Genomic DNA, 24,067 nt, shown 5'->3' with positions numbered 1-24,067 from the left:
CGCGGCACGACAACGACAGCAGAGGGAGTGGAGATGACCAGCATGAACGAGGCGATCGCCACGGATCCGTTGGAGACCAGCCGCCAGGTCGCCCGGCACGGGGTGGACGACGTCGTCGTCCGGTTCCTGGAGCAGGTCCACCGCAAGTGCGACGAGGAGGGCTGGCAGTACGGCCTGAGCCGGGTGGAGTCGTTCCTGTTCGGTTCCGGCAAGCGGGTCCGCCCGATGTTCTGCCATCTGGGCTGGCGCAGCGGCGGCGGCCCGGATGCGCCCGGGATCGTCCAGGTGGCGGCCGCCCTGGAGATGTTCCACGCCTTCGCGCTGATCCACGACGACGTCATGGACAACAGCGAGACCCGGCGCGGCCAGCCCACCCTGCACGTGAGCCTGACCCGGCGGCACGAGGAGCTGGGCTGGCGGGGGCAGCCGGCCGACTTCGGGCGCAGCGCCGCGATCCTCTGGGGGGATCTGTGCCTGACCTGGGCCGACGAGTTGTTCCACGGCGCCGACCTGCCGCCGGAGCGGATGCGGCGGGCCGTCGAGCTGTTCCGGCAGATGCGCTCCGAGGTGCTGCTGGGACAGTACCTCGACATCCGGGGCACGGCCACCGCCGCCGACCCGGCCATGTGCTACCGGATCCTGCTGCTCAAGAGCGCCCGCTACACGGTCGAGCGGCCGTTGCAGATCGGCGCGGCGCTGGCCGGCGCCGACGAGTCCACGCTGGAGGTGCTGTCCCGGTACGGGGTGGCGCTGGGCGTGGCGTTCCAGCTGCGTGACGACATCCTGGGGGCGTTCGGCGACGACGCGGAGACCGGCAAGTCGGCGACGACGGACCTGCGGGACGGCAAGTCCACGGTGCTGATCGCGATGACCCGGGAGGCGGCGTCGCCGGCCCAGCGGAAGGTGCTCGATCGCTGGTACGGCAACCCGGATCTGGACGGCGAGAGTGTCGCCGCGCTGCGCCAGGTGATCGTGGAGACCGGCAGCCTGCGCCAGGTGGAACAGGTGATCGCCGAGCGTACCGAGGAGGCGGTGGCGGCGCTGGCGGGCGGCGACCTGCCCGGCGAGGCGCGGCGCGGGCTGATCGCGATGGCGCACCTGCTCGGCAGCCGGACCAGCTGACGGCCAAGGAGGTGGGGGAGGCTGGGGCCCCACCTCCTCTTCGTCCCCGGGCGCCGTCAGCGCATCCCGGCGGCGGCCGGCTGGCGTACCAGGTGCACGTGCTTGCGGCGGCGGAGCCGGACCGCGGTGAGCACGGCGGTGAGCACGATCAGCCCGACCGACACGCCGATGCCGTGCTGCAGGCCCCGCTGCAGGTAGTCGTCGCCGACCGGGTCGACGATGTAGGTCCCGATCTCCCGGGACGACCAGAACGGCAGGTACTTCGCCGAGTCCTTGGCCGGGTCGATGGCCATCTGGATGCCGACGAACGCGATGAGCACCAGGGTGCCCTCCAGGTCGCGCGGCACCACGGCGCCGATCAGCATGCCCAGCGGAACCGCGATCAGCGCGGTGAGCGCCAGCATCAGCGCGAGCGCGCCGGGCCGCTGGATGTCCTGGTCGAAGTAGATCAGCAGGAAGTACGCGCCGGCGATGACCCAGGAGATCAGCAGCAGCGCGGCCAGCCGGCCGACCAGTAGCGCCGGCCAGGAGTAGCCGACCAGCCGGAGCCGGGGCTCGACGGACTTCGCGGAGTTGCTGGAGAACAGCCCGGCGGTGCTGGCGCCCCAGCCCAGGCCCAGGCTGGCGAACCGGATGGCCTGCCCGGTCTGGTCGTGCCGGGCGGCGTAGAAGCCGAGCGGGAGCAGGAAGAGCAGGCCGAGCACGGTCCGGCGCCGGGCCAGATCACGCAGCACCATCTCGGCCACGGTCAGTACGCTGGTCATCGGTTGCGCTCGCTTCCCGTCGGGGTCAGGTCCAGGACCTGGTCGACCCGGTCCATGGTGTTGAGCATGTGGGTGATCACGACGATCGTGCGCCCGGTGTCGCGCAGCCGCCAGATCACCTCCCAGAAGTCGGTGTACGTGCCGCGGTCGAAGCCCTGGTAGGGCTCGTCGAGCAGCAGGATGTCGTGGCCGCCCAGGGTGGACAGGATGACGTTGAGCTTCTGCCGGGTGCCGCCGGAGAGGTGCCGCGCCTGGACCTTGGGTTCCGGCTCCCAGCCGAGCATGGCGGCCATCTCCCGCCCGCGGGTCAGAGCGGTGTCGCGGTTGAGCCCGTCGCCGCGGCCGAAGAGGACGAAGTGCTCACTCGGCCGCAGGAAGTCGAAGGTGCCGCCGGCCTGCGGGCAGTAGCCGATGGAGCCGTTCACCTCGACCCGGCCGCTGGTGGGGGAGATCAGGCCGGCGCAGATCTTGAGGAAGGTGGACTTGCCGGCGCCGTTGGAGCCGATCACCGCCGCGACCTCGCCGGCACGCACCTCGAAGTTGACGTTGGACAGCACCTCGCGGCGGCCGAACTTCTTGGTGATGCCCGTGGCGCGCAGCCGGACGGGCGGTGCGGGCGCTGCCACGTTCCCGCCCGCCCACGATGCGGTGCCCGGGGGGCGTCGATCCGGTGCTTCGCCTGGTTGCTGACTGGTCCACATCTGCTGGCTCAGGGCTCCCTTCGCTGCGGTGCAGCGGGTTTCAGCCGTCCGGAGCACGGCTGGAGAATCAGTTGATCTCGTACGCGCGGCTAGGAAAGGAACATTCTATACATTCTGGTCGACAGCGAAGAGTGCCTGTCCCAGCGTGCCCCGATGGCCCTCGGCATCGCCGAAGGTGAGGAAGACCCGTTCGGCGCCGGCCTCGCCGAGTTCCGCCACGAGGGCCGGCGACATCAGGAAGTGGCGATCCCTGCCGCGCGGCCGGAAGCCGGCCCGCCGCAACTGATCGCTCCACCGCGGATCGGCGAAGGAGGCCAGCACGACCATGGCGCCGGCCCGGGCCAGCCGGCTGTGCGCCGCGGCGAGCACGGTGCCGGCGTGCCGCGGCGCGGCGAAGGCGTCCCAGATCGCCCCGACACGCAGCGACCGGAACCGCGGGTGGCGGCGGAACCGGCGCAGCCCGGTGACCGCCCAGCCGATCAGCTCGCCGTCGCGGCGTACCGCCAGGCGGTGGAAGTCCCCGTCGCCCGGCGGGTAGACGGCCCGGAGCGTCGCGGCGTCCCGTCCGGTCACGAAGGAGTATGCGGGCGCGGCGTCGCGCCAGAGATCGTCGGCCCAGTCACCGAAGGCCGGTTCCACCGTGACCTGGACACCGGCCGGTGGGCGATGCCGCGAGCGCAGCACCGGGACGCCCCACCAGACCAGGGTCGGGCTGGCCCACGACCGCCAGCGGAACATGCCGAACAGCTCGCGCATGTCCGGGCGGTTCTCCAGCCCCCAGCCGTACAACCGGGGGCGGCGGCGCATCATGTCCTGGATCAGGGCGAACGAGGTCCGGGCGTGCCGGCTGTCGGCCGCGCCCTCGGAGTACGGCCCCTGCACCGAGGCGACGTCCCGCTCGGCGCCGGCGATCAGCGCCCGTTCGTGGCGCAGCACGTAGCCGCCGTGCGCCCGCTCCCCGTCCAGCGCGACGAACAGTTCGCGGTACGTCGGGGAGCCGGGCGCCGGCGCCAGCCAGTCCGGCGTCGGACTCTCGAAGAAGCCGCTGTGGCCGGCGGCGGCCATCCGGGCGTTGAAGGCCCGTACGGCGGGCCGCCAGCGCTCCTCGTGTGCCACCACCCGGACCGTCAAGGGGCCTCGGTCCCCGGCTCGATCCGGACGTGCAGCAGGTGCAGCGTGTACGGAACCCCGGCCGGGGTCTCCAGCGCGCCGAGCGCGGCCCGGATCTCGCTCTCGCACTGCTCGCGGGCCGGTCCGCCGATCTCCAGCAGTTGCCCCTCGATCCGCACCCACCAGGCCAGGTGCCCGGCCACCGTGTCGTACCGGGTGTCGTACCACTCCCGGACGGTGACCCGCCGGTCCGGCATCGCGGAGCTGAACACGCCCTCGGCGTCGTCGCGGGTGAGCTGGCAGCGCAGCTGGGCCGCCCCGAACACCCGGGCCGGTCCGAAGTGGCGCAGGAAGATCGGCGTCGTCGCCTTGATGAACTCCCGGCCGCTGTAGCGGCCGATGAAGAAGAGGTCGGCCCGCCCGGCCGGGGCCAGCACCCGGCCGATCTCGGCCGCGCCGGCCGCCGGGTCGGTGACCCAGTGGAACGCCATGAGGCTGTAGAGGTAGTCGACGGTGCCGGACGGCAGGCGCAGGTCCTCGAACCGGCCGTCGACGATCTCGGCGGATCCGGCGCCCCGGACCCGGTCCGCGGCGATGGCCCGTAGTCCCTCGGCCGGTTCCACGCCGAGCAGCCGGGCCCCCGGCGCGCGCTCGTGAATCTCGCGGAGCGCGGCGCCGTCGCCGCAGCCGACGTCGGCGATCGTCCGGTCGCCGGGACGTGGGTCCAGCGAAGCCCACAGCTCCCGGGTCGCCAGTCCCCAGCAGGAGCCCTGGTTCTCCGCGCCGGAGTACTCGCTCGCCCGGCGCGAGTAGGTCTCGACGATCGGGTCAGCGGGCATCGGCCGGCTCCGCGGTGGCGTAGACCCGGCACAGCGTGGTCAGCGTGGCCAGGTCGTCGAGGTCCAGGTCGAGTAGGTCGACGGTCCGCCCGGACCGCTCGGCCAGGAAGGTCATCAGCTGCACGAAACCCAGCGAGTCCAGGACCCCGAGGGCGAGCAGGTCGGTGTCGGCGGTGACCGGCGTGTCCGCGGTCTCCCGGTCGACGCGATGCCGCTGCACCCAGTGCAGGGCGTCCACCAGGAGGCTGTCAGCCGGAGACGGTTTCATGCGAGCCTTCCTCTTCCAGGAGTGCGGCAGCCGCCTTGCGGTCGAGCTTGCCGTTCGGGTTGCGAGGGATGTCGTCGACCACGGTCACGCGACGCGGAACCATGTAGGAAGGCAGCGACTCGGCGCAGGCCTCGATGATCTGCTTGGGGCTCCGGTCGCCGCCGCGCGCCACCACGGCCACCAGGTACTGCGGGGCGGCCGCGCCGGGCCAGGGGACCACCAGGGCGTCCGGTGCGTCGCAGGCGGTCCGCAGCACGTGATCGACCTCGAGCAGCTCGACGCGGAAGCCGTTGATCTTGAGTTGGTCGTCGGTCCGGCCGTGATAGTGCAGGCACCCGGACGGGTCCTGCCGGACCAGGTCGCCGGTGCGGAACCAGTGTCCGTCCGGCCGGGTGGCGAAGCGCGCGGCGGTGCGTTCCGGATCCGCCCAGTACCCCGTGGTGACCTGCGAGCCGGACAGCCACAGCTCGCCGACCGCGCCGGGCGGGACGGGCTCGCCACCGGCCATCACGGCGGCCCGCTGGCCGGCGAACGGCCGGCCGATCGGCAGCACGCCGTTGGTGTCCGGGGCGGCGCCGGTGTCGGTGGCCGGCTGGAAGCCGGTGATCGCGATGGTCGCCTCGGTCGGGCCGTAGAGGTTGTCCAGCGTGGCCGCCGGAGCCGCGGACTGCCACGCCGTGGCCAGGCGGCGGGTCAGCGGCTCGCCGCAGAACAGGCTCCACCGCAGCGACGGCAGCACACCGGCGCCGAGGACGCCCAGGGCGTCGGCCCGCGCGGCGACGGACGGCACGCTGAACCAGGCGGACAGCTCGTGGCGCCGGATGAAGGTGAGCGGCTGCAGCAGGGCCCGTTGCGGGAGCGGGTACAGGCAGGCGCCGGCCTGCCAGGTGGCGAACATGTCGTGCACGCTCAGGTCGAAGGTCAGCTCGAAGGTCTGCGAGGCGCGGTCGTGCGGGCCGAGGTCGTGCCGGGCCGCCACCGCGTCCAGGTAGGCCGAGACGCTCGCGCCGTGCACCGGGACCCCGCTGGGGGTGCCGGTCGTGCCCGAGGTGAACAGCAGGTAGGCCAGGCCGGCGGCCTGGTCGGCGGGATCGCGGCGGGTCAGGTCGCCGGAGTCCGGGTCCACCCGGACCACGCGGTGCCGTGCCGCCTCAGGGGTCCGCTCCCCGGCGCCCACCAGCACCACGGTCAGCGGGTCCGGCAGCGCGCCGAGAAGCCGGTCGAGGTCCGCGCCCGCGGCCCCGTCGACGATCAGGGTGTCGGCGCCGGACGCCCGCAGCATCGCGATGGTGCGCCGGAGCGGGTATCCCGGGTTCAGCGGCACGTAGGCGCGTCCGGACCAGGCCGTCGCCAGCAGCGCCGCGTAGCCCGTCGCGTCCCGGCGGACCAGCAGCGCGCCCAGCGCCGGTCCGGATCCGGCCGGTGGCAGCGCCGCGGCGATCCGGCGGGTCCGGGTGAGCAGGCCCCGGTACGACGTCGGCTGACCGTCATGGATGGCCGGTCGATCGGGGAAACGCTGCGCGCTGGCGAGAACGCGATTCAACAATGAGGTCATGGCGCCGGGTCATGGACGTCGGGCATGACACCGCATGGTACTCCACATCGGAGCGTACGTAAGGCCCCGATCGGTATAGTCGGAAGTCGAAACGTATCCGGTCCGCACGTGGATTTCCGCACAATAGCGCGCCGGTCGAAGCCCGTCGGCCGATTCTCGCGAGCGACCGATTCCGGTCGGCCGGCGGACCGTCCCGCCAGCGGCGTCCGCGCTGTTCACCGGGGCTGTGGGTGCCCCGGCGCGGACCGCTCACGACGGCGTGAACAGCGACCGGTGGTTCGCCCACAGCCAGGCGAGGTACTCCCGCGACTCGTCCGGGGTTGCAATCCATCCGTCATTGGCGTATGTGAGGATCCGCCGGAATTCTCCGGGCAGCAGGTCATATGCGTTCGCGCCGGTCTCCGGCACCCGTGCGTGCGGCGGAACGGGAACCGCGGCGGGGATTACCGGAATACGAACCTTGCGGACGGCGAGCGCCTTGATTACGGTGAGGAACGCTCTGGGCAGGTGGTACGGGGACACCGTCAGCACACAACTGCGGATGTCCCGCTTGCCCACCTCGTCGGCGATCCATGCCGCCTGCAACGCGGTGTTCGGCGCGGGTGCCCGCTGGATGTGCACGCCGTCGAGCCGGCGCAGGCCCAGGGAGCGCAGATAGTCCAGCGTGATCGTGACGTAGGTCCGCTCCGCCGGGTTGCCGTTCGGCACCAGGAGAAAACGGATGCCGGGCTCGGATTCCCACAGGGCGATGGCGTGGCGCAGCCGTGCCTCCTCGCCCTGGCCGGTCGGCACGACGACGGCGTCGAGGTGCCGGCCGGTCGCGGGCGGCACGGTGAGGATGGCGACCACGGTGGTCATGAGGTCGAGCAGGTCGGCGGTCGCCACCCCGGCGAAGGCGCCGCTGCGCACGATCCTAGGGGTCGGCATGCCGACTCCCCTGCGCGTTCGTTCGTCCCGGTGGCGGCACGGTTCCCTCGGCACTTTCCGTACGTTTGCGACAAAGCACGACACCGTAGCACCCGCGCGGCGGGGAGCTCGCGCCGCGTGGGCCCGCCCGGCGGCCGCCGGGCGGCATCGTGACGGGGCGGCGACGGACTGTCATCCGGGATAGGATCTTGTCCGGTCGATGTCCAACCCGGAGACTCGTCCCTGTCGATCCCTTGGCGCTTCGATCAGATCTGCGCTGGCGCCGCCGAGCCTGGAGAGGCTTGCTCGCTCGAACGCAACCTGCATGGAGGGCATGTGTCGTATGACCTCGCGGTAGTCGGCCTGGGGTACGTGGGCATGCCGCTGGCCAGAGAGGCAACGGTCCGGGGTCTCAAGGTGCTGGGCCTGGACTCCGACCGGCGCCGGGTGGCATCGCTCAACGACGGCCGGTCGCATGTCGACGACCTGTCCGACGGCGAGCTGGAGGAGATGCTCGCCGAGGGTTTCCGGGCCGGCAGCGATCCGGCGGAACTGGCCGGCTGCGAGACCATCGTGGTCTGTGTGCCCACCCCGCTGGGCGAGGCGTACCAGCCGGACCTCACCGCGGTCGTCCAGGCCACCACCGATGTCGCGCGGCACCTGCGACCGGGCACGCTGGTCGTCCTGGAGTCGACGACCTGGCCGGGAACCACCGAGACGGTGATCCGTCCCCTGCTGGAGACCTCCGGACTGCGCGCCGGGGTGGACTTCCACCTCGCGTACTCGCCGGAGCGCATCGATCCCGGCAACGAGGTGTACGGCCTGGGCAACACCCCGAAGGTGGTCGGCGGGCTCACCCCGGCGTGCCGGGATCGCGCCACCGCCTTCTACGGCAAGTTCATCCCGCAGGTCGCGGCGACCCGGGGGCTGCGCGAGGCCGAGATGGCCAAGCTGATCGAGAACACGTACCGGGCCGTGAACATCGCGCTGGTCAACGAGATGGCCACGTTCTGCGAGGAGCTGGGCGTCGACATCTGGGACGCGATAGCCGCCGCCGCCACCAAACCGTTCGGCTTCCAGAAGTTCCTGCCCGGCCCGGGCGTGGGCGGGCACTGCATCCCGGTGGACCCGGCCTACCTGGTGCACGCGGCGCGGCGGCTAGGGCACCCGTTCCGGATGGCCGAACTGGCTCAGGAGATCAACGACGCGATGCCGGCCTGGGTGCTCTCGCGCGTCCAGCGCGCGCTCAACGGGGTCGGCAAGCCGGTCAGCGGGGCGCGGATCCTGCTGCTCGGCGTCACCTACAAGCCCGACATCGCCGACGCGCGGGGCACCCCGGCTCTGCCGCTGGCGCGGTCCCTGCACCGGCTGGGGGCCGAGGTCCGATTCGGTGACCCGTTCGTCCGGCAGTGGTCCGTGGACCAGCGCCTGCTCGCCGGCGAACAGTGCCTGCAAGCCGCGGTGCGCGACGCCGACCTGGTCGTGCTCCTGCAGGATCACCGGGCCTTCGACCTGGACATGATCGCCCGGGAGGCCCGGCTGGTGCTCGACACGCGCGGGGTGATCGAGCGGCAGGACAACGTCATTCGGCTGTAGCCGCCACCGCGGCCGGCGGCAGTGCCGGCGCCGTCCCGGCGCCGACGACATCGGAGGGAAGACTGTTGGTGAAGGCGCTGGTAACCGGCGGAGCCGGGTTCATCGGTTCGCATCTCTGCGATCATCTCGTGTCCCTCGGCCACGAGGTGGTGGTCCTCGACGACCTCTCGACCGGCTCCCCGGCGAACCTGGAACACCTGCCGTCGGTCCGGTTCGTGCACGGTTCGATCCTGGACCGCGCGCTGGTGGACGAGTGCGTCCGCGGCGCCGGCATGGTGTTCCACCTGGCCGCCGCGGTCGGCGTGCACACCATCCTGGCCGAGCCGCTGAAGTCGCTGCGGGTGAACCTGCACGGCACCGAGAACGTCGTCGAGGCGGCGGCCCGCCACGGCGTCCGGTACGCCGTCGCCTCCAGCAGCGAGATCTACGGCAAGAACGACGCGGACGGCCTGCACGAGGATTCCGACCGCATCCTCGGGTCGGCGCTGAAGAGCCGGTGGTCGTACGCCGCGGCCAAGGGGATCGACGAGCTCGTCGCCGTCGAGACCAGCCGGGCCAGCGGCGTGCCGTGCGTCGTCCTGCGACTGTTCAACATCGTCGGTGCCCGGCAGACCGGCCGGTACGGGATGGTGCTGCCCCGATTCGTCGCCCAGGCGCTCGCCGGTGAGCCGATCACCGTGCACGGCGACGGCAGCCAGCGCCGCTGCTTCGGCTCCGTGCACGACGCCGTGCCGGCGATGACCAGGCTGCTCGACACGAGCGAGGCGTACGGTCGCGCGGTCAACATCGGCAGCCGCGAGGAGATCTCCATCGAGGGGCTCGCCCACCGGGTACGCGAGATCACCGGCTCGGCCAGCGAGATCCGGTTCGTGCCCTACCACGAGGCCTACGACCCCGGCTTCGAGGACATGCGCCGGCGGATCCCGGACCTGTCCCTGGCCGCCCGGCTGATCGGGTACCGGCCGCGGTACCGGCTGGACGACATCATCAAGACGCTCATCGACCACCAGTTGAGGCGGCGGGCGCGGCCGGCGTGATGACGCCGGCGGGCCGCCGGTCCGGCTGGTCGCCACCGGTCGGCGGCACCGGGCCGGCCGGCGGCCAGCGTCTCAGTCGCCGGCCAGGTCGCGGCGGATGACCCAGCCGGCCGCCGCCAGCGCGGGCACCGTCCAGGCGAGCAGGATGGGCAGCCCCCGGGGATCGCCGGAGGTCGCCATCAGCGCGCCGGAGATGGGCAGCGGGCCCTCCAGCTTGCCGAGCAGGCCCTCGACGAACAGCACCCAGCCCGCGTAGCCGGCGAGCAGCCAGAGCGGGCGGCGCACGACGGTCGCGTTCGCCACCCCGAACACCGCGGTCAGCGGCACCGCGGACAGGGTCGCCCAGTACTGGCGGGTCTCGCCCTGCAGGGCCACCACGACGCCGCTCGCCGCCGCGAGCACGACGCCGAACAGGGCCGCCACCAGGCACTGCGCCACCAGCACCCGGAGCCGGTTCGGCTCGCCGAGGAACACCAGCACGGCGGTGCGGTGCTGATAGTGCTGAGCGGTGATCAGCACCGCGGCGCCGAACGTGCCCAGACAGGCGAACAGCGACCAGAAGTCCTCGCTCAACAGCCCGACCGCGGCGCTCAGCAGGGCCAGGCCGGTCAGCGACGCCCAGGACGACCGTACCGTCAGGCTGCGATGGATCTCGCTGCGCAGGACACCGATCACCGGCCACCCGCCACGCTCAGGAAGATCTCTTCGAGTTGACGCCGCTCCGGCGTCAGTTCGTACACCGGCACCTGCAGGCGCAGGGCGATCTCGCCGGCCGCCTCGGGGCTCAGGCCGGAGACGAACAGGACACGCCCGTCCGTGGTCACCCGGGCGCCGTGTCGTGCGTACCCGTCCCACAGCCGGGCGTGATCGCCGCCGCGCACCCGCAGCCGCGCGCCCCCGGACAGCTCGGCGAGCGGCGCGGCCAGGCGGATCCGCCCGTTCCCGATGATCACCACGTCGTCGATCAGCAGTTGCAGCTCGGTGAGCAGGTGACTGGAGATCAGCACGGTGCCCCCGGCGGCGGCGTGCTGGCGCAGCAGCGTCCGCAGCCACGCCATGCCGGAGGGATCCAGGCCGTTGGCCGGCTCGTCGAGGACCAGCACCGGCGGATCGCCGAGCAGGGCGGTCGCCACCGCCAGCCGCTGGCGCATCCCGAGTGAGTAGTCGCCGGTGCGCTTGCCGGCCGCCGCGGCCAGCCCGACGCCCTCGATGAGCTGGTCCACGCGGCTGCGGGAGGCGCCGCTCAGCAGCGCCTGGGTGACCAGATGCCGGTAGCCGGTCTGGCCGGGATTGCTCAGCCCCTGCTCCAGCACCGCGCCCACGTGCCGCAGCGGATGCGTCAGCTCGCGGTAGGGCACCCCGTTGATCAACGCAACTCCGCCGGTGGCCCGGCTCAACCCGAGCAGGATCCGCAGCGTGGTCGTCTTGCCGGCGCCGTTGAGCCCGAGCAGGCCGGTCACCCGGCCCGGGGCGCAGGCGAACGTGACGTCACGGATCGCGTCCACCCGGCCGTAGGCCTTCGTCAGATTCCGGGTCTCGATCATCGATGTGCATTATCGCGGTGGACACCGGGAGATGTCCGGGTCGGTCGGCGGATTCGCACCGGTGGGTCACTTCCTCCATGTCGCCTCTCGCGCCGTGCCGTCCCGGCGCCGGTCAGTCCCCGGCGGCGCGCATCGCCGCCGCCGCTCGGGCCCGCCGGTGGTACGCCACCAGCCCGGCCGCCAGCAGCACGAGACCGGCTGCCGCGGTCTGCGGTGTCCCCGGCGCCCGCAGCAGCGCCCACCACTGAGCGGACCCGTCCGGGTTGCCCCCGACCAGGCTGACCACGAAGAAGTACAGGATCGGCCCGGTGACCGCCGCGCTCTGCCCGAACCAGGTCAGCAGCAGCAGCGACGCCCCGGCGCAGACGGCGGCGTTGCGCGCCACCACCGCGGCGAAGTCGCCGTCGCCGGTCAGCGCGGCGAGCCCGGCCACGATCGCGATCGGGGCGCAGGCGAGCAGGAACAGCACCAGGTCCGGGACGAGCAGGCTCCGGCGGCTGCCGTGCTCGACCCGGAGCACCACCCCGCCGAACCCGTACGCGAACAGCGGCGCGAACAGCACCGGCAGCGCCATCTCCAGGGCGATCGGGCTGTTGCGGCCCTGCAGCAGCTGCGGTACCGGCAGCACCGTGCCGGCCAGCCACCACGCGACGAGCAGCAGGGCCGACGCCGCGCCGGCCAGGGTGGCGGCGTGGTGCCCGCGCAGGAAGAGCCGGATCACGGGCATCGACCCGCCTCACGCCACAGCCGCTCGGCGTCGGCGGGCACCGGCTGCGGATCGCTGACGGTGACCAGCGGCAGGCCGGCGCCGCGCAGGTCGAGCCGCTGTTGCAGCAGCACGGTCAGCCGGTCCAGGCGGTCGTCGCGTCCCGGGTCGGTGAAGTCCGTGACGCAGTTGGCCAGCGAGCGGGGCAGCAGCTGGGCCATCGCCACCTCGGCGCTGGTCGGGTCGGTGGCCGAGGTGGTGATGGGCAGCAGGCCGCCCGCGGCGACCGGGCCGATCCGGGCGTCCGGCGGGATCGGCAGCCGCAGGTCGGCCCAGGCGGCACGGACCGCGGTCCAGGCGGCCTCGTTGGCGGCGTACGCGCCGGCGTCCTCCGGCCACAGGCAGATGTCGCGCCGGCACTCCAGCGACCCGGCCGGGCGGGGCGCGGCGGGGGAGGCGCCGAGCGCGGTCACCGGCGCGATGCCGAACCCGGCCGCGGCCACCGCCGCCACCGCGACCGCCGCGGCGATCACCGGCCGGTTGCCGCTGGGCGCCAACCGGACCCGGACCACGCACAGCGAGAGGACCAGGATCGCGCCGAGCAGCGCGGCCGAGGCGGCCACCACCCGGCCGTCGAGCACCTGGCTGGTCGAGCAGCAGTCGACCGGGTTGCCGTTGAGGTGGCGCAGCCACAGCGGCTCCCAGCCGGCCGGCAGGGTCAGCGCCAGGTAGGGCACGAGCAGGGCGGCGGTCAGCGCCAGCAGCCGGCCCAGGGTCAGTGCCAGGGCGGCGCCGAAGGCGGTCCAGGCGAACACGCCGAGCACCGTCAGCAGGACCAGCTGCCAGCCCGGCCAGCCGGGGTTCGCCGACTGGGCCTGCGCGTAGACGTGGCAGGCGCCCTGCATCAGCAGGCCGGCGGCGAGCACCGGCCGCAGGCGCTCGGCCAGCACCCGCAGCCACGAGCGGCGGATGGTGATCCGGCCCCAGAGCGACCGCAGGGTGAACGTCTCCCAGGCCGCGGCCAGCGCGAGGACCGGCCCGATCACCGCCATCGCGCCGGTGGCCGCGGAGCCCTGGGCCAGCGGGTAGGCGGACAGGCCGGGGTTGCCGGAGAGGAACAGGTAGGCGAGCACCGCGCCGGGCACCGCCAGCAGGACCGCCGGGGTGCGCAGCAGGGAACGGTCGGCCCGCCGGCCGGGGAAGCGCACCGGGGCGACGTGGTCAGCGGCCACGAAGCGCCTGCGCGAGGTCGGCCACCACGCCGCTGGCGTGCCGGCGGGTGAAGAACTCGTCGAGCGAGCCGTCGAACTCCAGGCGGCCGCGGTCGAGCACGAGCAGCCGGCTGAACGGCGACCCGACGTCCGTCGCGGTGTGCGAGGAGACCAGGATGCCGGTGCCCTGCTGCGCCAGCGCCTCGAGGACCGCGGTCACCGAGCGCCGGGCGATCGGGTCCAGTGACGCGGTGGGCTCGTCGAGCACGAGGTAGTCCGGCGAGCTGGCCAGCGCGCAGGCGATGCCCAGCCGGGACAGCTCGCCGCCGCTGAGTTCGGTGGCCGGCCGGTCGGCGAGCTCGGTCAGGTTCGTCCGGGACAGCCCGGCGGCCGCCGCGGTGACCGCCTCGGCGCGGCTCAGGCCGGCCAGCCAGCTCGCGTACCGCACCTGCTCGACGACGGTGAAGCCGGGCAGGGCGACGGTGTGCTGGGCGCTCCAGCCCAGCCGCGCTTCGCGGGTGACCGTGCCACCGGACGGGCGGATCTGGCCGGTGAGCAGGCGCATGAACGTCGACTTACCCGCGCCGTTCGGCCCGATCAGGATGGTGGGCCGCCGGTCCAGTGCGACGGTGAGTCCACTGATGACGTCCTGCGACCCGCGCCGCGGATAACGGAAGGAAATCCGGTCGGCGCGAATGCCGAAACTATCGGTGGTAGCGATGGAAAACACCTCTGTACGTCTGGCAGTCCAGTGCTGCGCTGACTGTACCGCACTCATGCACGGAGACCGTGAATGGTTTTGCAGTCATTCACGGTCTCCGTATCAGGAAACGGTCAGTAAACCGTCGCCACGCTGCTTGCCGAAACGGTACCGAAATCGTAGTGCCAGAACTGCAGGAAGTAGGTGCCCGAGGTCTGGTCGCCCCACGTGCCGGTGCCGGTTCCGCCCGCGCACGCCGAGACGTCCTTCTGCCCGTAGGACACGTCCGGCGACAGCGACCGCTTGCGGCGCAGGTCCACCTTCAGCGAGAAGTTGGCGCCGTCGTCGCGCGAGCAGCCCCTGAGCGTGGTCTTGGTGACCACGCTGTCGCTGTTGTTGTCCGTCCACTCGCGCGAGATGAAGCCGCTGCGGACGCCGCTGAGGTAGCTGCTCCACGAACCCTCGGCGAACGCCGGAACACCCCCGGAGAGGACCGCCGTGAATGCGACCGCGGCCACCCCCAGGCGGGAGGCGATTCGCGGCATGCCGGAACCGGCACGCTTTTCGCTGCGGTCGGGTCGGTCGTTCAGTGCGAAATTCATGGGTCCTCCTATTGGTGGCCAGGCGCGCGAAGCGGCCTGTCGCCTATCGGCCTTCCCCTCGTTGAATACAGCACCAGGCGACGACGGAACGATTTCACAGGCGTCGTTGTGTCTCAACCCTGTTGACATTCCCGCCTTGATCCACTATGGAAGCGGCATGAGCCCCGCTGACCAGTCGTAATGAGGATGTGAAGTGGGACACGTAGAATTTTGAGTGACATAGGTCACATCGAAGGTGGATGGTTGATGAACGCGGGTGAAGCTGGCCGCGAACGGTGACAGGCCTCCCCCGAGGATCCCCGGCCGACGCGTTGAACAGCCGGAACGTCGAGAAGCGCGGTCTCGGGGCGGACCCTTCGGCGCCGGTCGGGGAGCGGGACCGGTGACTCGCTCACCGGGCCTCGTGCGCGGCGGGTGGCATCACCCGGTGGGGGTCGGACGCGGGCGTCGCGTCGCGGTCCGGTAAGTGGCCGGCGCCGCGCGGGTGTGCCGGGGGGCTCGGCCGACGGCCTGCGGACGGGGCCACGAGGGCGTACCGGGAAGGGTCCGCAAGCCGGGCGCCGGTCCGGGAGCGCCCGGCTCCCGGACCGGCCGCGGTCAGTCCTCGCGGGGAACCGGAACCGGGGCGACCCGCCAGATGCGGGCCGCGTAGTCGGCGACCGTGCGGTCCGCCGAGAAGAACCCGCAGCGCGCGGTGTTCAGGATCGACATCCGGGTCCAGCGGTCCCGGTCGCGCCAGGCCCGCTCGACCTCCTCCTGGCAGTCCAGGTACGACCGGTAGTCGGCCAGGGTCAGGTATTCGTCCCAGCCCAGCAGGGATTCGGCCACCTCGCGCCCGACGCCGCCGAAGGCGCCCGCGTTGATCGCGTCCAGTGCGGCCCTGAGCTCGGCGTCGCGCTCGTAGTGCTCCCGCGGGTGGTACCCGTTGATCCGCGCCTCGGCGGCCTGGAACGCGTCCAGCCCGAACAGGAAGAAGTTCTCCTCGCCGACGTGCGCCCGGATCTCGATGTTCGCGCCGTCGAGGGTGCCGATGGTGAGCGCGCCGTTGAGCGCCAGCTTCATGTTGCCGGTGCCGCTGGCCTCCTTGCCGGCCAGCGAGATCTGCTCGCTCAGGTCGGCGGCCGGGATGATCCGCTCGGCCAGGGTCACGTTGTAGTTCTCCGCGAAGACCACCCTCAGGTGCGGGGCCACCACCGGATCCGCCGCGATGGTCGCCGCCACCGCGTTGATCAGCCGGATGATGTGCTTGGCCGCGTGATAGGCCGGGGCGGCCTTGCCGGCGAACAGCACGGTCCGCGGTATCCAGTCGCCGTTCGGGTTCTCCCGGATCCGGTGGTACATCGTGATCACGTGGAGCAGCTTGAGCTGCTGCCGCTTGTACTCGTGGAACCGCTTGATCATCACGTCGGTGAGCGAGTCCGGGTCGCCGGCCGCGAGATCCACCTTGTTCGCCCGCTTCACCGACCGCCAGCGCTCCCGGAACGCCGGGTCGTCGGCGAGCGACTCCAGCTCGGCGAGGCGGTCCAAATCGTTGAGCCAGCCGTCGCCGCCGAGCCCGTCGCTGATCACCTCGGACAGGCGCGGGTTGGCCAGCCGGATGAACCGGCGCGGCGAGATGCCGTTGGTGACGTTCTGGAACTTGGCCGGCCACAGGTCGGCGAAATCCTGCAGCACGGTCTCGCGCAGCAGTTTGGAGTGCAGCTCGGCGACGCCGTTGACGGCCTCGGTGCCGACCACCGCCAGGTGCGCCATCCGGACCCGGCGCTCGCCGTTCTCCCCGATGATCGACATCCGCCTGATCCGGTCGGCGTCGCCCGGGAAGTGTGCCTCCACCTCCCGCAGGAAGTGCATGTTGATCAAGTAGATGATCTCCAGGTGGCGGGGGAGCAGCCGCTCGAACATGTGCACCGGCCAGGTCTCCAGGGCCTCCGGCAGCAGGGTGTGACAGGTGTACGCGAACGTGCGCCGGGTGATCGACCAGGCGCGGTCCCAGTCCAGCTCGTACTCGTCGACCAGCAGCCGCATCAGCTCCGGGATGGCCACCGTCGGGTGCGTGTCGTTGAGCTGGATGATCGTCTTGTCGGCGAAGTCGTCCCAGTTCTCGTTGCGCAGCCGGAACCGCCGGATGATGTCGCGCAGCGAGCAGGAGCAGAGGAAGTACTGCTGCTTGAGCCGCAGCTCCCGGCCCAGCTCGGTGCTGTCGTCCGGGTAGAGCACCTTGCTGATGTTCTCCGCGCGGACCGCCTCCTGGACGGCCTCGGCGTACTGGCCGGCGGAGAAGCGGCTCAGGTCGAACGAGGCCTCGCTGCCCCGGGCCCGCCACAGCCGGACGATGTTCACCGTCTCGGTGTTGTAGCCGGGGACCAGCATGTGGCTGGGCTCGCCGAGGACGGTCTCCCCGGGCACCCAGCGTTTGCGGACCGGGGAGCCGGGGACCGGCTCGGTGTGGCCGTAGAAGCCGACGGTCTGCCGGTCGTCGGGAGCCGGGAACTCCCACGGGTTGCCGTGGAAGGCCCAGTCGTCGGCGCGTTCGGCCTGACCGCCGTCCTCCAGGGACTGCTTGAAAATGCCGAAGTCGTAGCGGATGCCGTACCCGACGGCGGGGATGTCCCGGGTGGCCATCGAGTCGATCAGGCAGGCGGCGAGCCGGCCCAGGCCACCGTTGCCGAGGCCCGGCTCGACGTCCAGGTCCTCGATCTCCTCCAGCGAGCGGCCGAGCGGCTTGAGCGCCTGGGCGGCCAGGTCCCCCGTGCCGGAGTAGAGCAGGTTCTGCTCGAGTTGGGCGCCGAGCAGATACTCCGCGGACAGGTAGTACACCCAGCGAGGGTTGTGGGCGAACTGCGCGGCCGCGGTGCGGGCCCGCCGGTCGGCCAGGCGGTCGCGGACGGTCAGCGCGAGCGCCTCGTACGCGTCCCGTGCGCTGGCCGACTCGACCGTGGTCCCTTTGCGGTAGTAGAGGCTGCTGAGCAGATCCTGTTGGAAATCGTCCGCGGTGCTGCCCAGTCGTCGCAGACCGATGCCTTGGCGAAGATCCATACGGCCCATTCTGCCGCTACGACGTTTCCGGCGGCTGACGTTCGGCGTTCCGCGCGAGGACGTTTGTGCCGGGCCGGCCGCGGCCGGTCGCCGGACGCGCTCACCGGTCGGGCGGTGCCCGGGAGCCGGCGGATCCCGGATTGCCAGCGACGACGGCGCGCCGGGCGTGCCGGTGGAAATCTTCGGCAACGATTGCTGTCGATCACGGTGGCTGTCGAGATAACGACAAAGGTGACGTCGGGTGATGTTCGGTATGGCGCAGGTCACTCAGGACGCCAGGGCGGTGGAGTGGTGGGCAGGGCCCGACCGGACCCCGACCGGTGTCCCCTCTCCCGCGCCGCCCACGGGAGGTGGGAGACTCCCGCACGTGCTGAATCGGTTGCTGCCGTACCCGGTGCGCTCGGCCGAGGCCTACGCCGACGCGCCCGACGAGGCGTCCTTCCCGGGCGAGGAGCAGCTGGTGGCGACCGCCGCGCCGGGCCGCCGCCGGGAGGTGCTGACCGCCCGGCGCTGCGCCCGTGCGGCCCTGGTCGCGCTCGGCCACGCCCCGGCCGCCATCCTCCGCGGACCCCGCCGCGAGCCGCTCTGGCCGGCCGGGGTCACCGGCAGCATCACGCACTGCGCCGGCTTCCGGGCGGCCGCCGTGGCGCACACCCGTGACGTGGCGAGCATCGGTATCGACGCCGAGCCGCACGCGCCGCTGCCGCCCCGGGTGCTGGGCGCGGTGAGCACCCCGGCCGACCGGGACCTGCTGGCCCGGCTCGCCGTGACGCACCCCGGCGTGTGCTGGGACCGGCTGCTGTTCAGCGCCAAGGAGTCGATCTACAAGGCGTGGTATCCGCTGACCGGCCGCTGGCTGGGCTTCGAGCACGCGCGGCTGGACATCGACCCGGACGCCGGCACGTTCACCGGCCACCTGGCGGTCGACGGCCCGCTCACCCGGCTGCACGGCCGGCACCTGGTGGACCGGGGACTGATCCTGACCGCCGTGCGGGTCGATCAGCCCGGCACCGCCGGACGGTGACGGGCCGCTAGACCTGCCGGTCGCGGCCGGCGAAGAAGCCGGCGACGATCTGCGGGACCATCAGGCCGACCATGACCGCGAGCGGAGCCCGCCAGCCGTGGGTGGCGTCGTGCAGCGCACCGATCAGGATCGGTCCCGGGATGGCGATCAGGTAGCCAACCCCCTGGGCGAAGGCGGACAGCGCGACCACCGTCGCCGGGGTCCGCCCGCGCAGCGCGATCATGGTCAGGACGAGCGGAAACGCCGTGTTGACGATGCCGAGCAGGACGGCCCACAGCCACGGTGTGGTGGCCGGGTCCACCCACAGGCCCAGATAACCGGCGATCCCGAAGAGCCCGAGCCCCACCGCGATCGTGCTCTGCGAGCGGACCCGGCCGGCGAGCGCGGAAAGCCCCATGCCCAGCGGCACGCCGAGCAGCGACGTGGTCGCGAACAGCACCCCGGCCAGCTCCGCGGAGAGCCCGGCGTCCCGGTAGATCTGCGGGAGCCAGCCGATGATCACGTACGCCGAGGTGGACTGCATGCCGAAGTAGACCGCGAGCGCCCAGGCGATCGGCTGCCGGGCGACCCGGACCGGCGGCGCGCCGGTGACCTGCGCCGCGCGGGCGGCGGTGCGCTCCCCGGCGATCAGCAACCACGGCGGCAGCGCGACCAGCGCGGCGAGCGCCCAGCAGGCCAGCCCGAGCCGCCAGTCGCCGAACCCGCCGGTCAGCGGGACCGTCGCCGCGGCCGCCGTGGTGGCGCCCACGTTCAGCGCCACCGTGTAGAGCCCGGTGATCGTGCCGACCTGGGTCGGGAAGTGATCCTTGACGATCGAGGGCAGTAGCACGTTGACCAGCGCGATGCCGGCCAGTGCCACCGCGCTGAGCAGCAGGAACAGGCCGGAGCCGGGCGCGAAGGGGCGGGCCGCAAGCCCGACGGCGAGCAGCGCCAGACCGCCGGCGATCACCGGACCGGCGCCGAACCGGCGGGCCAGGCGCGGCGCCAGCAGGCCGACCGAGGCGAAACACACCACCGGTACGGAGGTGAGCAGCCCGGCCACGGTCCCGCTCATGCCGAGCCCGTCGCGGATCTCGGTCAGCACCGGTCCCACACTGGTCACCGCGAGCCGCAGATTGACCGCCGCCAGCACCAGCGCGACAAGGGTGAAGACCCGTCCCCGCCGCGCCTCGACCGCTTGCTTCCCGAGCTGTTCCTCGCGTACCGCCACGGCACCCATCATGGCCGCGCGTGGGTCCGATCCGCGATCCGGCGTGCTGAGCCTCACCATCGCCCCGGCCTGCGGGAAGGCCGGATCGGGCATATGCCCGCTCCGGCGTTCGGTCGTTACCGGCGCGGACGCTCAGGCGGTCGCGGCGGCGGCCTCCTGCTCCCGCTCGACCCGCTCGTTCCACTCCCGCTTGCTGGACTGCCAGCCGTCCTCGTTCATCCCGCGGCGCCAGTACCCGGAGATCGACAGCTGCTCCGTGCCGAGCCCGCGCTCCAGCCGCAGGTGACCGCGCAGGTCGCGGACGAACCCGGCCTCACCGTGCACGAACGCGTGCACCCGGCCGGCCGGGAACCGCATCCCGCGGACCGCCTCGACCAGCGCCTCGCCCACCGGCCGGGAGCCCCGGTGCAGCCAGACGATCTCCGCGTCGCCCGGACCGTCCAGCTTCTGCTCGTCGTCCGGGCCGTCCACCTCGATGAACGCCCGCACCGGCGCGCCCGGCGGCATCCCGGCCAGCGCGGCGCCGATCCCGGGAAGCGCGCTCTCGTCCCCGGCCAGCAGATGCCAGTCCGCCTCGGGACTGGGGGAGTATCCCCCGCCCGGACCCATGAACCGGAACACGTCACCCGGCTTCGCCCGCGCCGCCCACGGCCCGGCGACGCCCGCGTCACCGTGCACCACGAAGTCGACCCACATCTCCGGGACCTCGGGCAGCCACTTGCGCACCGTGTACGTCCGCACCACCGGCCAGGTGTCGCGGGGCATGGTCTCCCGGATCGTGCCCATGTCGAACGGCTCCGGGTAGTCGACGCCGGCCTGCGGGAAGAGCACCTTGATGTAGTGGTCGGTGAAACGGTCCGCGTCGATCCGGGCGATGGCCTCGCCACCGACCACCACCCGCACCATGTGCGCGGTGAGCTGCTCCACCCGCGTGACCACGCCTTCGTGGGCGGGCCGCGCCGGTCTGTTCGCCATGTCTGCACCTCACTGCCGGGGGATGTCCGGTTGGTAAGGCTACCCTTATTCTGGCCGATCCACCGGCCCGCGTACGCATTGGTCACCTTCGCGGCGACCCCTCGCCGGGGCGAGACGGACGTGGGGCCCGCCGAAAAGTCCCGGCAGGCCCCACCACAGTGATCAATTTCGGTACGGCGCGGCGCCGCTCCCAGCGAGCCGCGGACGCTGGGCGCCGCCGCGGACCTCGGTAGCGCCACGGCTCCCAGTGCCGCCGCGGACCTCGGTAGCGCCACGGACGCTCGGCGCCGCCGGCTCTCAGTACCGTCGCGGGCGGGAGCGGGCGAACGCGAAGCCGATCACGGCCAGCAGCGCCAGCACCGCGCCGCCACCGAACCACGCCGGGTGCTCGCTCAGCAGGGTGAGCGGTCCGCCCTCGGTGTCCTTCCCGGCGGGCGGCTCGGCGAGTTGCTCCCCGGAGGTGCTGGCCGGAGCGGCCTGGTCGGGCTCGCCACCGTCCACCCCGTAGTCCGCGGCGGGCGCCGCCTCGCTGTCGGTGACCTGCGGCTTCGCCTTCTTCGTGGGGGCCGCAGCGGTGTCCTCGGTGTCGTCCGAGGCGGACGACCCGGAACCGGAGGAGCGCGTGTCCGAGGTGTCCGCGTTGCCGGAGGCGCCGGAGTCGTCGGACGTGGTGGTCGTGCTGGAGCGGGTCGGCTTGGCCGCCGGCCGGGTGGTGGTCCTCGTGGGCGCGGCCGTCTCGTCGCCGGAGTCGTTGCCGGCGGCCGAGCCGGTGCCGGTGCCGGTGGTCCGCGTCGGGTTCGGGGCGACGGTGGTCTTCACCGTCGCGCGGGGCGTGGCGGTGGCGGTGGCGCCCCCGCCCGCGTTGTTCCCGCCGTTGTCCTGGTTCCCGCCGTTGTCCTGGTCCCCGCCGGTGTTCCCCCCGCCGGTGTTGTCGCCCTGGTTCCCGCCGCCGGTGTCGCCGCCCTGGTTGCCGCCTTGATCACCGCCGCCGGTGTCGCCGTCCTGGTTCCCGCCGTTGTTGTTCCCGCCGTCCTGGTTCCCGCCGTTGTTGTTCCCGCCGTCCTGGTCGCCGCCGTCCTGGTCGCCGCCGCCGGCGCTCACCGTGATCCGGACGGCGTCGATCGCGGGCGTCTGGTTGGCGCGCTCCATCATCGGCGTCCGGTGCGAACCGTCGCCGGCCCATGACGCGCACTGCGCGGTGCCCTCCGCCGGCAGCCCCGGCACCTGGATGGTCACCGTGTCCGGCGCCCGCCCGCCCTTGCGGTCCTCGGTGGCGACGAAGAACGCCGGCACCGGCGCCGGGTCCGGCGCCTCCCGGGTGGACGCCAGCATCCGGCACGCGGTGTGGAAGTGCCCGCGCACGATGCCGTTCTGCAGGACGCTGGACTCCACGTAGTAACCGCCCTGGCCGGCTGCCAGGAACCGGTCGCGGATCAGGTTGCGGGTGCTGACCTTGAGCGTGAACGGCGTGTTCGGCGCAACCCGCGCCGGGGCCTCGGTGATCAGCAGCGCCGCGTTGTTCGCCGCCGAGGCGACCTCGCCGAACTCGGTGGAGACGCAGCGGTCGCCCTTCTGGAAGCCGTCGTGGGCGGTCAGGTTGCTGTCGATGCAGGTGTCGGTGAGGATCTTCTGCCCGTTCACCACCTTGCCGGCCCCGCTCTCGCCGGCGGCCTTGGTGGACGGGGTCTCGTCGGCGTGCGACAGCTGGGTGAAGCCGACGACGCCGCCGACGGCGACGACCACGGCTCCGGCGGCCAGCAACCGGGTGCGGCCCGACCCGACGGCCGCGAGGCCGGTTCGACGGTGACCCGAGCTTCCCATGACGTGCCCCTCCGGTGTGGCGTTCGCCATTGTGTGGCGCCGACGCCCAGACGTTAGGAGCAGGGCTCACAGAAATCAATTCCGGAACGACATTTAAGGTTTTCGCGACCGAAACTTAAAGAAGAAAAATGTCTCGCCTCGTGAACCCTCGGCATCCTCCGAACGGAGGATGCCCGGAGTTCAACAGGATCGCTGCAAATTTTGCTGACCTGCTCTAACTCAACCACAGCCCACGCGCAGAGTAAACGTCACGCCACACCTCGGGGCGAGCGGTCATGATCGCGTTCAGGCCCGCGCCGGGCAGGCCGTGCATTCCTGCGAGATCGCCGATCGCCCACCCGGGCGCTTCGGAGCAGATCGATGAACGCATTCGGAGAATTCGTGCGGCGGGTTCGGTCGCCGGGCCGGTGGGGCCCGGAATCCGCACGGTTGCCACGGAGACCCGCGCGGCGGAGGCCGTCACTTGATCGCCGGCCCGGCGAGCGGCGCCCCGGCGGATCCGCCGGCCGTTGCCACCCGGTCTCGGTGGCGCCGCCGGCCGTTGTCACCCGATCCACGTGGCGCCGCCGGCCGTTGTCACCCGATCCAGGCGGTGCCGCCGGCCGTTGCCCCTGCTTCCGGTGCCGCTACCGCCGTGGCCACCTGCCTCCGGAGGTCGCCGCGCGACCGTGACGCCCAGCCCGGGATAACCGTCTTGGGTAAATAACGACGACTAGCTCACACGACTCCCAAGTCTGCCCTACCTTAGGCCAGGTCTAAGTCGGGCAAATCGACTGAAATGGAGCATGTCGTGCGTAGGTCCCAACCGAGACCGGCGTGGAATGGCCCGCCGGTCTCCGCCGTGCCGTCGACCGCCGACCCCGCGCCGCCGGCCGGCGCCTCCGCCACGGTGACCGGCGCTCACCCGATCGGGGACGGCCGGGAGCTCGACCGCGCCGCCGCGCCGATCACCGAGGCCGGCGCCGCCCGGTTCCCCCGCGCCGCCGCCGCGACGATCACCCGGATGGTCGCTCGAGCCATCCCCCGGGCCGCCGCCGGGACACGGGTCGCCGTGCCCGCCCGCGGCCAGCAGGGACGCGGGCCGGCCCGGTTCGCCGAGCGTCCCGGCCCGCCCGCCACGCCCGCGATCCCGGCCCGGGCGTGCCGGCGCCGCGCCCGGCCCGGTACGGGTGGCCCCGCGATCCCGGCCCGCCGGGCCCGGTGCCACGGCGTGACCGGTCACCGCATCCCGCGCCAGCACGTCCACGACTGGACGGTCGGCGCGCCGCAGGCGTGACGACCCGCCGGAGCCGCGCCCGCGGCGCCGGCCGCCCCCTCCGGGACGGCGCCGCAGCCGCCCG

The 24,067-nt window shown here is 72.6% G+C and carries 21 protein-coding genes and 1 pseudogene; 5 read left to right on the top strand and 17 right to left on the bottom strand.

Going from position 1 to position 24,067, the window contains the following annotated elements:
* Positions 1 to 33: 33 nt before the first annotated feature.
* A complete protein-coding gene (locus ACTEI_RS29350; protein ID WP_145830994.1) occupies positions 34 to 1,122 on the top strand; it encodes a polyprenyl synthetase family protein in 1,089 nt (362 codons plus the stop codon).
* A 56-nt stretch (positions 1,123 to 1,178) separates the two neighbouring features.
* Here the strand turns inward: ACTEI_RS29350 and ACTEI_RS29345 are convergent, their stop codons facing one another.
* The 7 genes from ACTEI_RS29345 to ACTEI_RS29315 all read right to left on the bottom strand — a co-directional run bounded on the left by ACTEI_RS29345 (position 1,179) and on the right by ACTEI_RS29315 (position 7,286).
* A complete protein-coding gene (locus ACTEI_RS29345) occupies positions 1,179 to 1,886 on the bottom strand; it encodes an ABC transporter permease (RefSeq protein WP_122980610.1) in 708 nt (235 codons plus the stop codon).
* Positions 1,883 to 2,512 (bottom strand): ATP-binding cassette domain-containing protein, encoded by a 630-nt coding sequence (locus ACTEI_RS29340; protein ID WP_239082080.1) that lies wholly within the window; start codon positions 2,510 to 2,512, stop codon positions 1,883 to 1,885. The genes ACTEI_RS29345 and ACTEI_RS29340 overlap by 4 nt, the downstream gene beginning before the upstream one ends.
* Positions 2,513 to 2,692: 180 nt before the next feature.
* The gene (locus ACTEI_RS37495) at positions 2,693 to 3,703 is read right to left on the bottom strand and encodes a hypothetical protein (RefSeq protein WP_164466175.1); all 1,011 of its coding nucleotides are present in this window, start codon (positions 3,701 to 3,703) and stop codon (positions 2,693 to 2,695) included.
* Between the two features lie 11 nt (positions 3,704 to 3,714).
* Positions 3,715 to 4,536, bottom strand: a complete 822-nt coding sequence (locus tag ACTEI_RS29330; protein ID WP_122980608.1) for a class I SAM-dependent methyltransferase — start codon at positions 4,534 to 4,536, stop codon at positions 3,715 to 3,717.
* Positions 4,526 to 4,804: a phosphopantetheine-binding protein gene (locus tag ACTEI_RS29325; protein WP_122980607.1), complete on the bottom strand. Its 279-nt coding sequence runs from the start codon at positions 4,802 to 4,804 to the stop codon at positions 4,526 to 4,528. Before ACTEI_RS29325 ends, ACTEI_RS29330 begins: the two co-directional genes overlap by 11 nt.
* The gene (locus tag ACTEI_RS29320; protein WP_122980606.1) at positions 4,785 to 6,359 is read right to left on the bottom strand and encodes an AMP-binding protein; all 1,575 of its coding nucleotides are present in this window, start codon (positions 6,357 to 6,359) and stop codon (positions 4,785 to 4,787) included. The genes ACTEI_RS29325 and ACTEI_RS29320 overlap by 20 nt, the downstream gene beginning before the upstream one ends.
* A gap of 249 nt (positions 6,360 to 6,608) precedes the next feature.
* Positions 6,609 to 7,286, bottom strand: coding sequence for an ElyC/SanA/YdcF family protein (locus ACTEI_RS29315; protein WP_164466174.1), 678 nt, complete (start codon positions 7,284 to 7,286; stop codon positions 6,609 to 6,611).
* A gap of 315 nt (positions 7,287 to 7,601) precedes the next feature.
* On the opposite strand from ACTEI_RS29315, the gene ACTEI_RS29310 reads away from it, so the two are divergent.
* Positions 7,602 to 8,861: a nucleotide sugar dehydrogenase gene (locus tag ACTEI_RS29310; protein ID WP_122980605.1), complete on the top strand. Its 1,260-nt coding sequence runs from the start codon at positions 7,602 to 7,604 to the stop codon at positions 8,859 to 8,861.
* A 68-nt stretch (positions 8,862 to 8,929) separates the two neighbouring features.
* Complete coding sequence (locus ACTEI_RS29305) at positions 8,930 to 9,898, top strand: NAD-dependent epimerase/dehydratase family protein (protein ID WP_122980604.1); 969 nt, start codon at positions 8,930 to 8,932, stop codon at positions 9,896 to 9,898.
* 72 nt (positions 9,899 to 9,970) lie between these two features.
* On the opposite strand, the gene ACTEI_RS29300 is transcribed toward ACTEI_RS29305, so the two are convergent.
* From ACTEI_RS29300 to ACTEI_RS29270, 7 genes are all read right to left on the bottom strand, one after another.
* Complete coding sequence (locus tag ACTEI_RS29300; protein WP_122980603.1) at positions 9,971 to 10,573, bottom strand: hypothetical protein; 603 nt, start codon at positions 10,571 to 10,573, stop codon at positions 9,971 to 9,973.
* Positions 10,570 to 11,442, bottom strand: coding sequence for an ABC transporter ATP-binding protein (locus tag ACTEI_RS29295; protein ID WP_122980602.1), 873 nt, complete (start codon positions 11,440 to 11,442; stop codon positions 10,570 to 10,572). Before ACTEI_RS29295 ends, ACTEI_RS29300 begins: the two co-directional genes overlap by 4 nt.
* A 112-nt stretch (positions 11,443 to 11,554) precedes the next feature.
* A complete protein-coding gene (locus ACTEI_RS29290; protein WP_239082079.1) occupies positions 11,555 to 12,169 on the bottom strand; it encodes a hypothetical protein in 615 nt (204 codons plus the stop codon).
* On the bottom strand, positions 12,160 to 13,380 hold the full coding sequence (locus ACTEI_RS29285) for a hypothetical protein (protein WP_239082078.1): 1,221 nt from the start codon (positions 13,378 to 13,380) through the stop codon (positions 12,160 to 12,162). Before ACTEI_RS29285 ends, ACTEI_RS29290 begins: the two co-directional genes overlap by 10 nt.
* On the bottom strand, positions 13,370 to 14,089 hold the full coding sequence (locus tag ACTEI_RS29280; RefSeq protein ID WP_239082077.1) for an ATP-binding cassette domain-containing protein: 720 nt from the start codon (positions 14,087 to 14,089) through the stop codon (positions 13,370 to 13,372). Before ACTEI_RS29280 ends, ACTEI_RS29285 begins: the two co-directional genes overlap by 11 nt.
* A 104-nt stretch (positions 14,090 to 14,193) precedes the next feature.
* Positions 14,194 to 14,661: a hypothetical protein gene (locus ACTEI_RS29275; RefSeq protein ID WP_122980600.1), complete on the bottom strand. Its 468-nt coding sequence runs from the start codon at positions 14,659 to 14,661 to the stop codon at positions 14,194 to 14,196.
* A gap of 597 nt (positions 14,662 to 15,258) precedes the next feature.
* Positions 15,259 to 17,697: a glycogen/starch/alpha-glucan phosphorylase gene (locus ACTEI_RS29270; RefSeq protein WP_122980599.1), complete on the bottom strand. Its 2,439-nt coding sequence runs from the start codon at positions 17,695 to 17,697 to the stop codon at positions 15,259 to 15,261.
* A gap of 367 nt (positions 17,698 to 18,064) precedes the next feature.
* Here ACTEI_RS29270 and ACTEI_RS29265 point away from each other — a divergent pair, with 367 nt between their 5' ends.
* Positions 18,065 to 18,721: a 4'-phosphopantetheinyl transferase family protein gene (locus ACTEI_RS29265; protein WP_239082076.1), complete on the top strand. Its 657-nt coding sequence runs from the start codon at positions 18,065 to 18,067 to the stop codon at positions 18,719 to 18,721.
* 7 nt (positions 18,722 to 18,728) lie between these two features.
* On the opposite strand, the gene ACTEI_RS29260 is transcribed toward ACTEI_RS29265, so the two are convergent.
* From ACTEI_RS29260 to ACTEI_RS38720, 3 genes and pseudogenes are all read right to left on the bottom strand, one after another.
* Positions 18,729 to 19,940, bottom strand: a complete 1,212-nt coding sequence (locus ACTEI_RS29260; protein WP_164466312.1) for a CynX/NimT family MFS transporter — start codon at positions 19,938 to 19,940, stop codon at positions 18,729 to 18,731.
* Between the two features lie 123 nt (positions 19,941 to 20,063).
* On the bottom strand, positions 20,064 to 20,906 hold the full coding sequence (locus ACTEI_RS29255) for a siderophore-interacting protein (RefSeq protein ID WP_122980598.1): 843 nt from the start codon (positions 20,904 to 20,906) through the stop codon (positions 20,064 to 20,066).
* Between the two features lie 1,095 nt (positions 20,907 to 22,001).
* Positions 22,002 to 22,541, bottom strand: a pseudogene (locus ACTEI_RS38720) (hypothetical protein); the annotation flags it as partial.
* A 1,027-nt stretch (positions 22,542 to 23,568) separates the two neighbouring features.
* On the opposite strand from ACTEI_RS38720, the gene ACTEI_RS37490 reads away from it, so the two are divergent.
* A complete protein-coding gene (locus ACTEI_RS37490) occupies positions 23,569 to 24,003 on the top strand; it encodes a hypothetical protein (protein ID WP_164466173.1) in 435 nt (144 codons plus the stop codon).
* Positions 24,004 to 24,067: the final 64 nt, after the last annotated feature.

This window comes from Actinoplanes teichomyceticus ATCC 31121 (genome assembly GCF_003711105.1).
GTDB lineage: Bacteria > Actinomycetota > Actinomycetes > Mycobacteriales > Micromonosporaceae > Actinoplanes > Actinoplanes teichomyceticus.
The sequence above is the reverse complement of the archived record's forward strand: the minus strand, read 5'-3'. Positions and strand labels throughout refer to the sequence as shown.

Bases quoted from the DNA above. Each gene is read 5' to 3' on its own strand.
- ACTEI_RS29345 (WP_122980610.1), bottom strand. From the start codon at position 1,886: ATGACCAGCGTACTGACCGTGGCCGAGATGGTGCTGCGTGATCTGGCC.
- ACTEI_RS29255 (WP_122980598.1), bottom strand. From the start codon at position 20,906: ATGGCGAACAGACCGGCGCGGCCCGCCCACGAAGGCGTGGTCACGCGG.
- ACTEI_RS29270 (WP_122980599.1), bottom strand. From the start codon at position 17,697: ATGGATCTTCGCCAAGGCATCGGTCTGCGACGACTGGGCAGCACCGCG.
- ACTEI_RS29325 (WP_122980607.1), bottom strand. From the start codon at position 4,804: ATGAAACCGTCTCCGGCTGACAGCCTCCTGGTGGACGCCCTGCACTGG.
- ACTEI_RS29315 (WP_164466174.1), bottom strand. From the start codon at position 7,286: ATGCCGACCCCTAGGATCGTGCGCAGCGGCGCCTTCGCCGGGGTGGCG.
- ACTEI_RS29350 (WP_145830994.1), top strand. From the start codon at position 34: ATGACCAGCATGAACGAGGCGATCGCCACGGATCCGTTGGAGACCAGC.
- ACTEI_RS29290 (WP_239082079.1), bottom strand. From the start codon at position 12,169: ATGCCCGTGATCCGGCTCTTCCTGCGCGGGCACCACGCCGCCACCCTG.
- ACTEI_RS29295 (WP_122980602.1), bottom strand. From the start codon at position 11,442: ATGATCGAGACCCGGAATCTGACGAAGGCCTACGGCCGGGTGGACGCG.
- ACTEI_RS29330 (WP_122980608.1), bottom strand. From the start codon at position 4,536: ATGCCCGCTGACCCGATCGTCGAGACCTACTCGCGCCGGGCGAGCGAG.
- ACTEI_RS29275 (WP_122980600.1), bottom strand. From the start codon at position 14,661: ATGAATTTCGCACTGAACGACCGACCCGACCGCAGCGAAAAGCGTGCC.
- ACTEI_RS29260 (WP_164466312.1), bottom strand. From the start codon at position 19,940: ATGGGTGCCGTGGCGGTACGCGAGGAACAGCTCGGGAAGCAAGCGGTC.
- ACTEI_RS29320 (WP_122980606.1), bottom strand. From the start codon at position 6,359: ATGACCTCATTGTTGAATCGCGTTCTCGCCAGCGCGCAGCGTTTCCCC.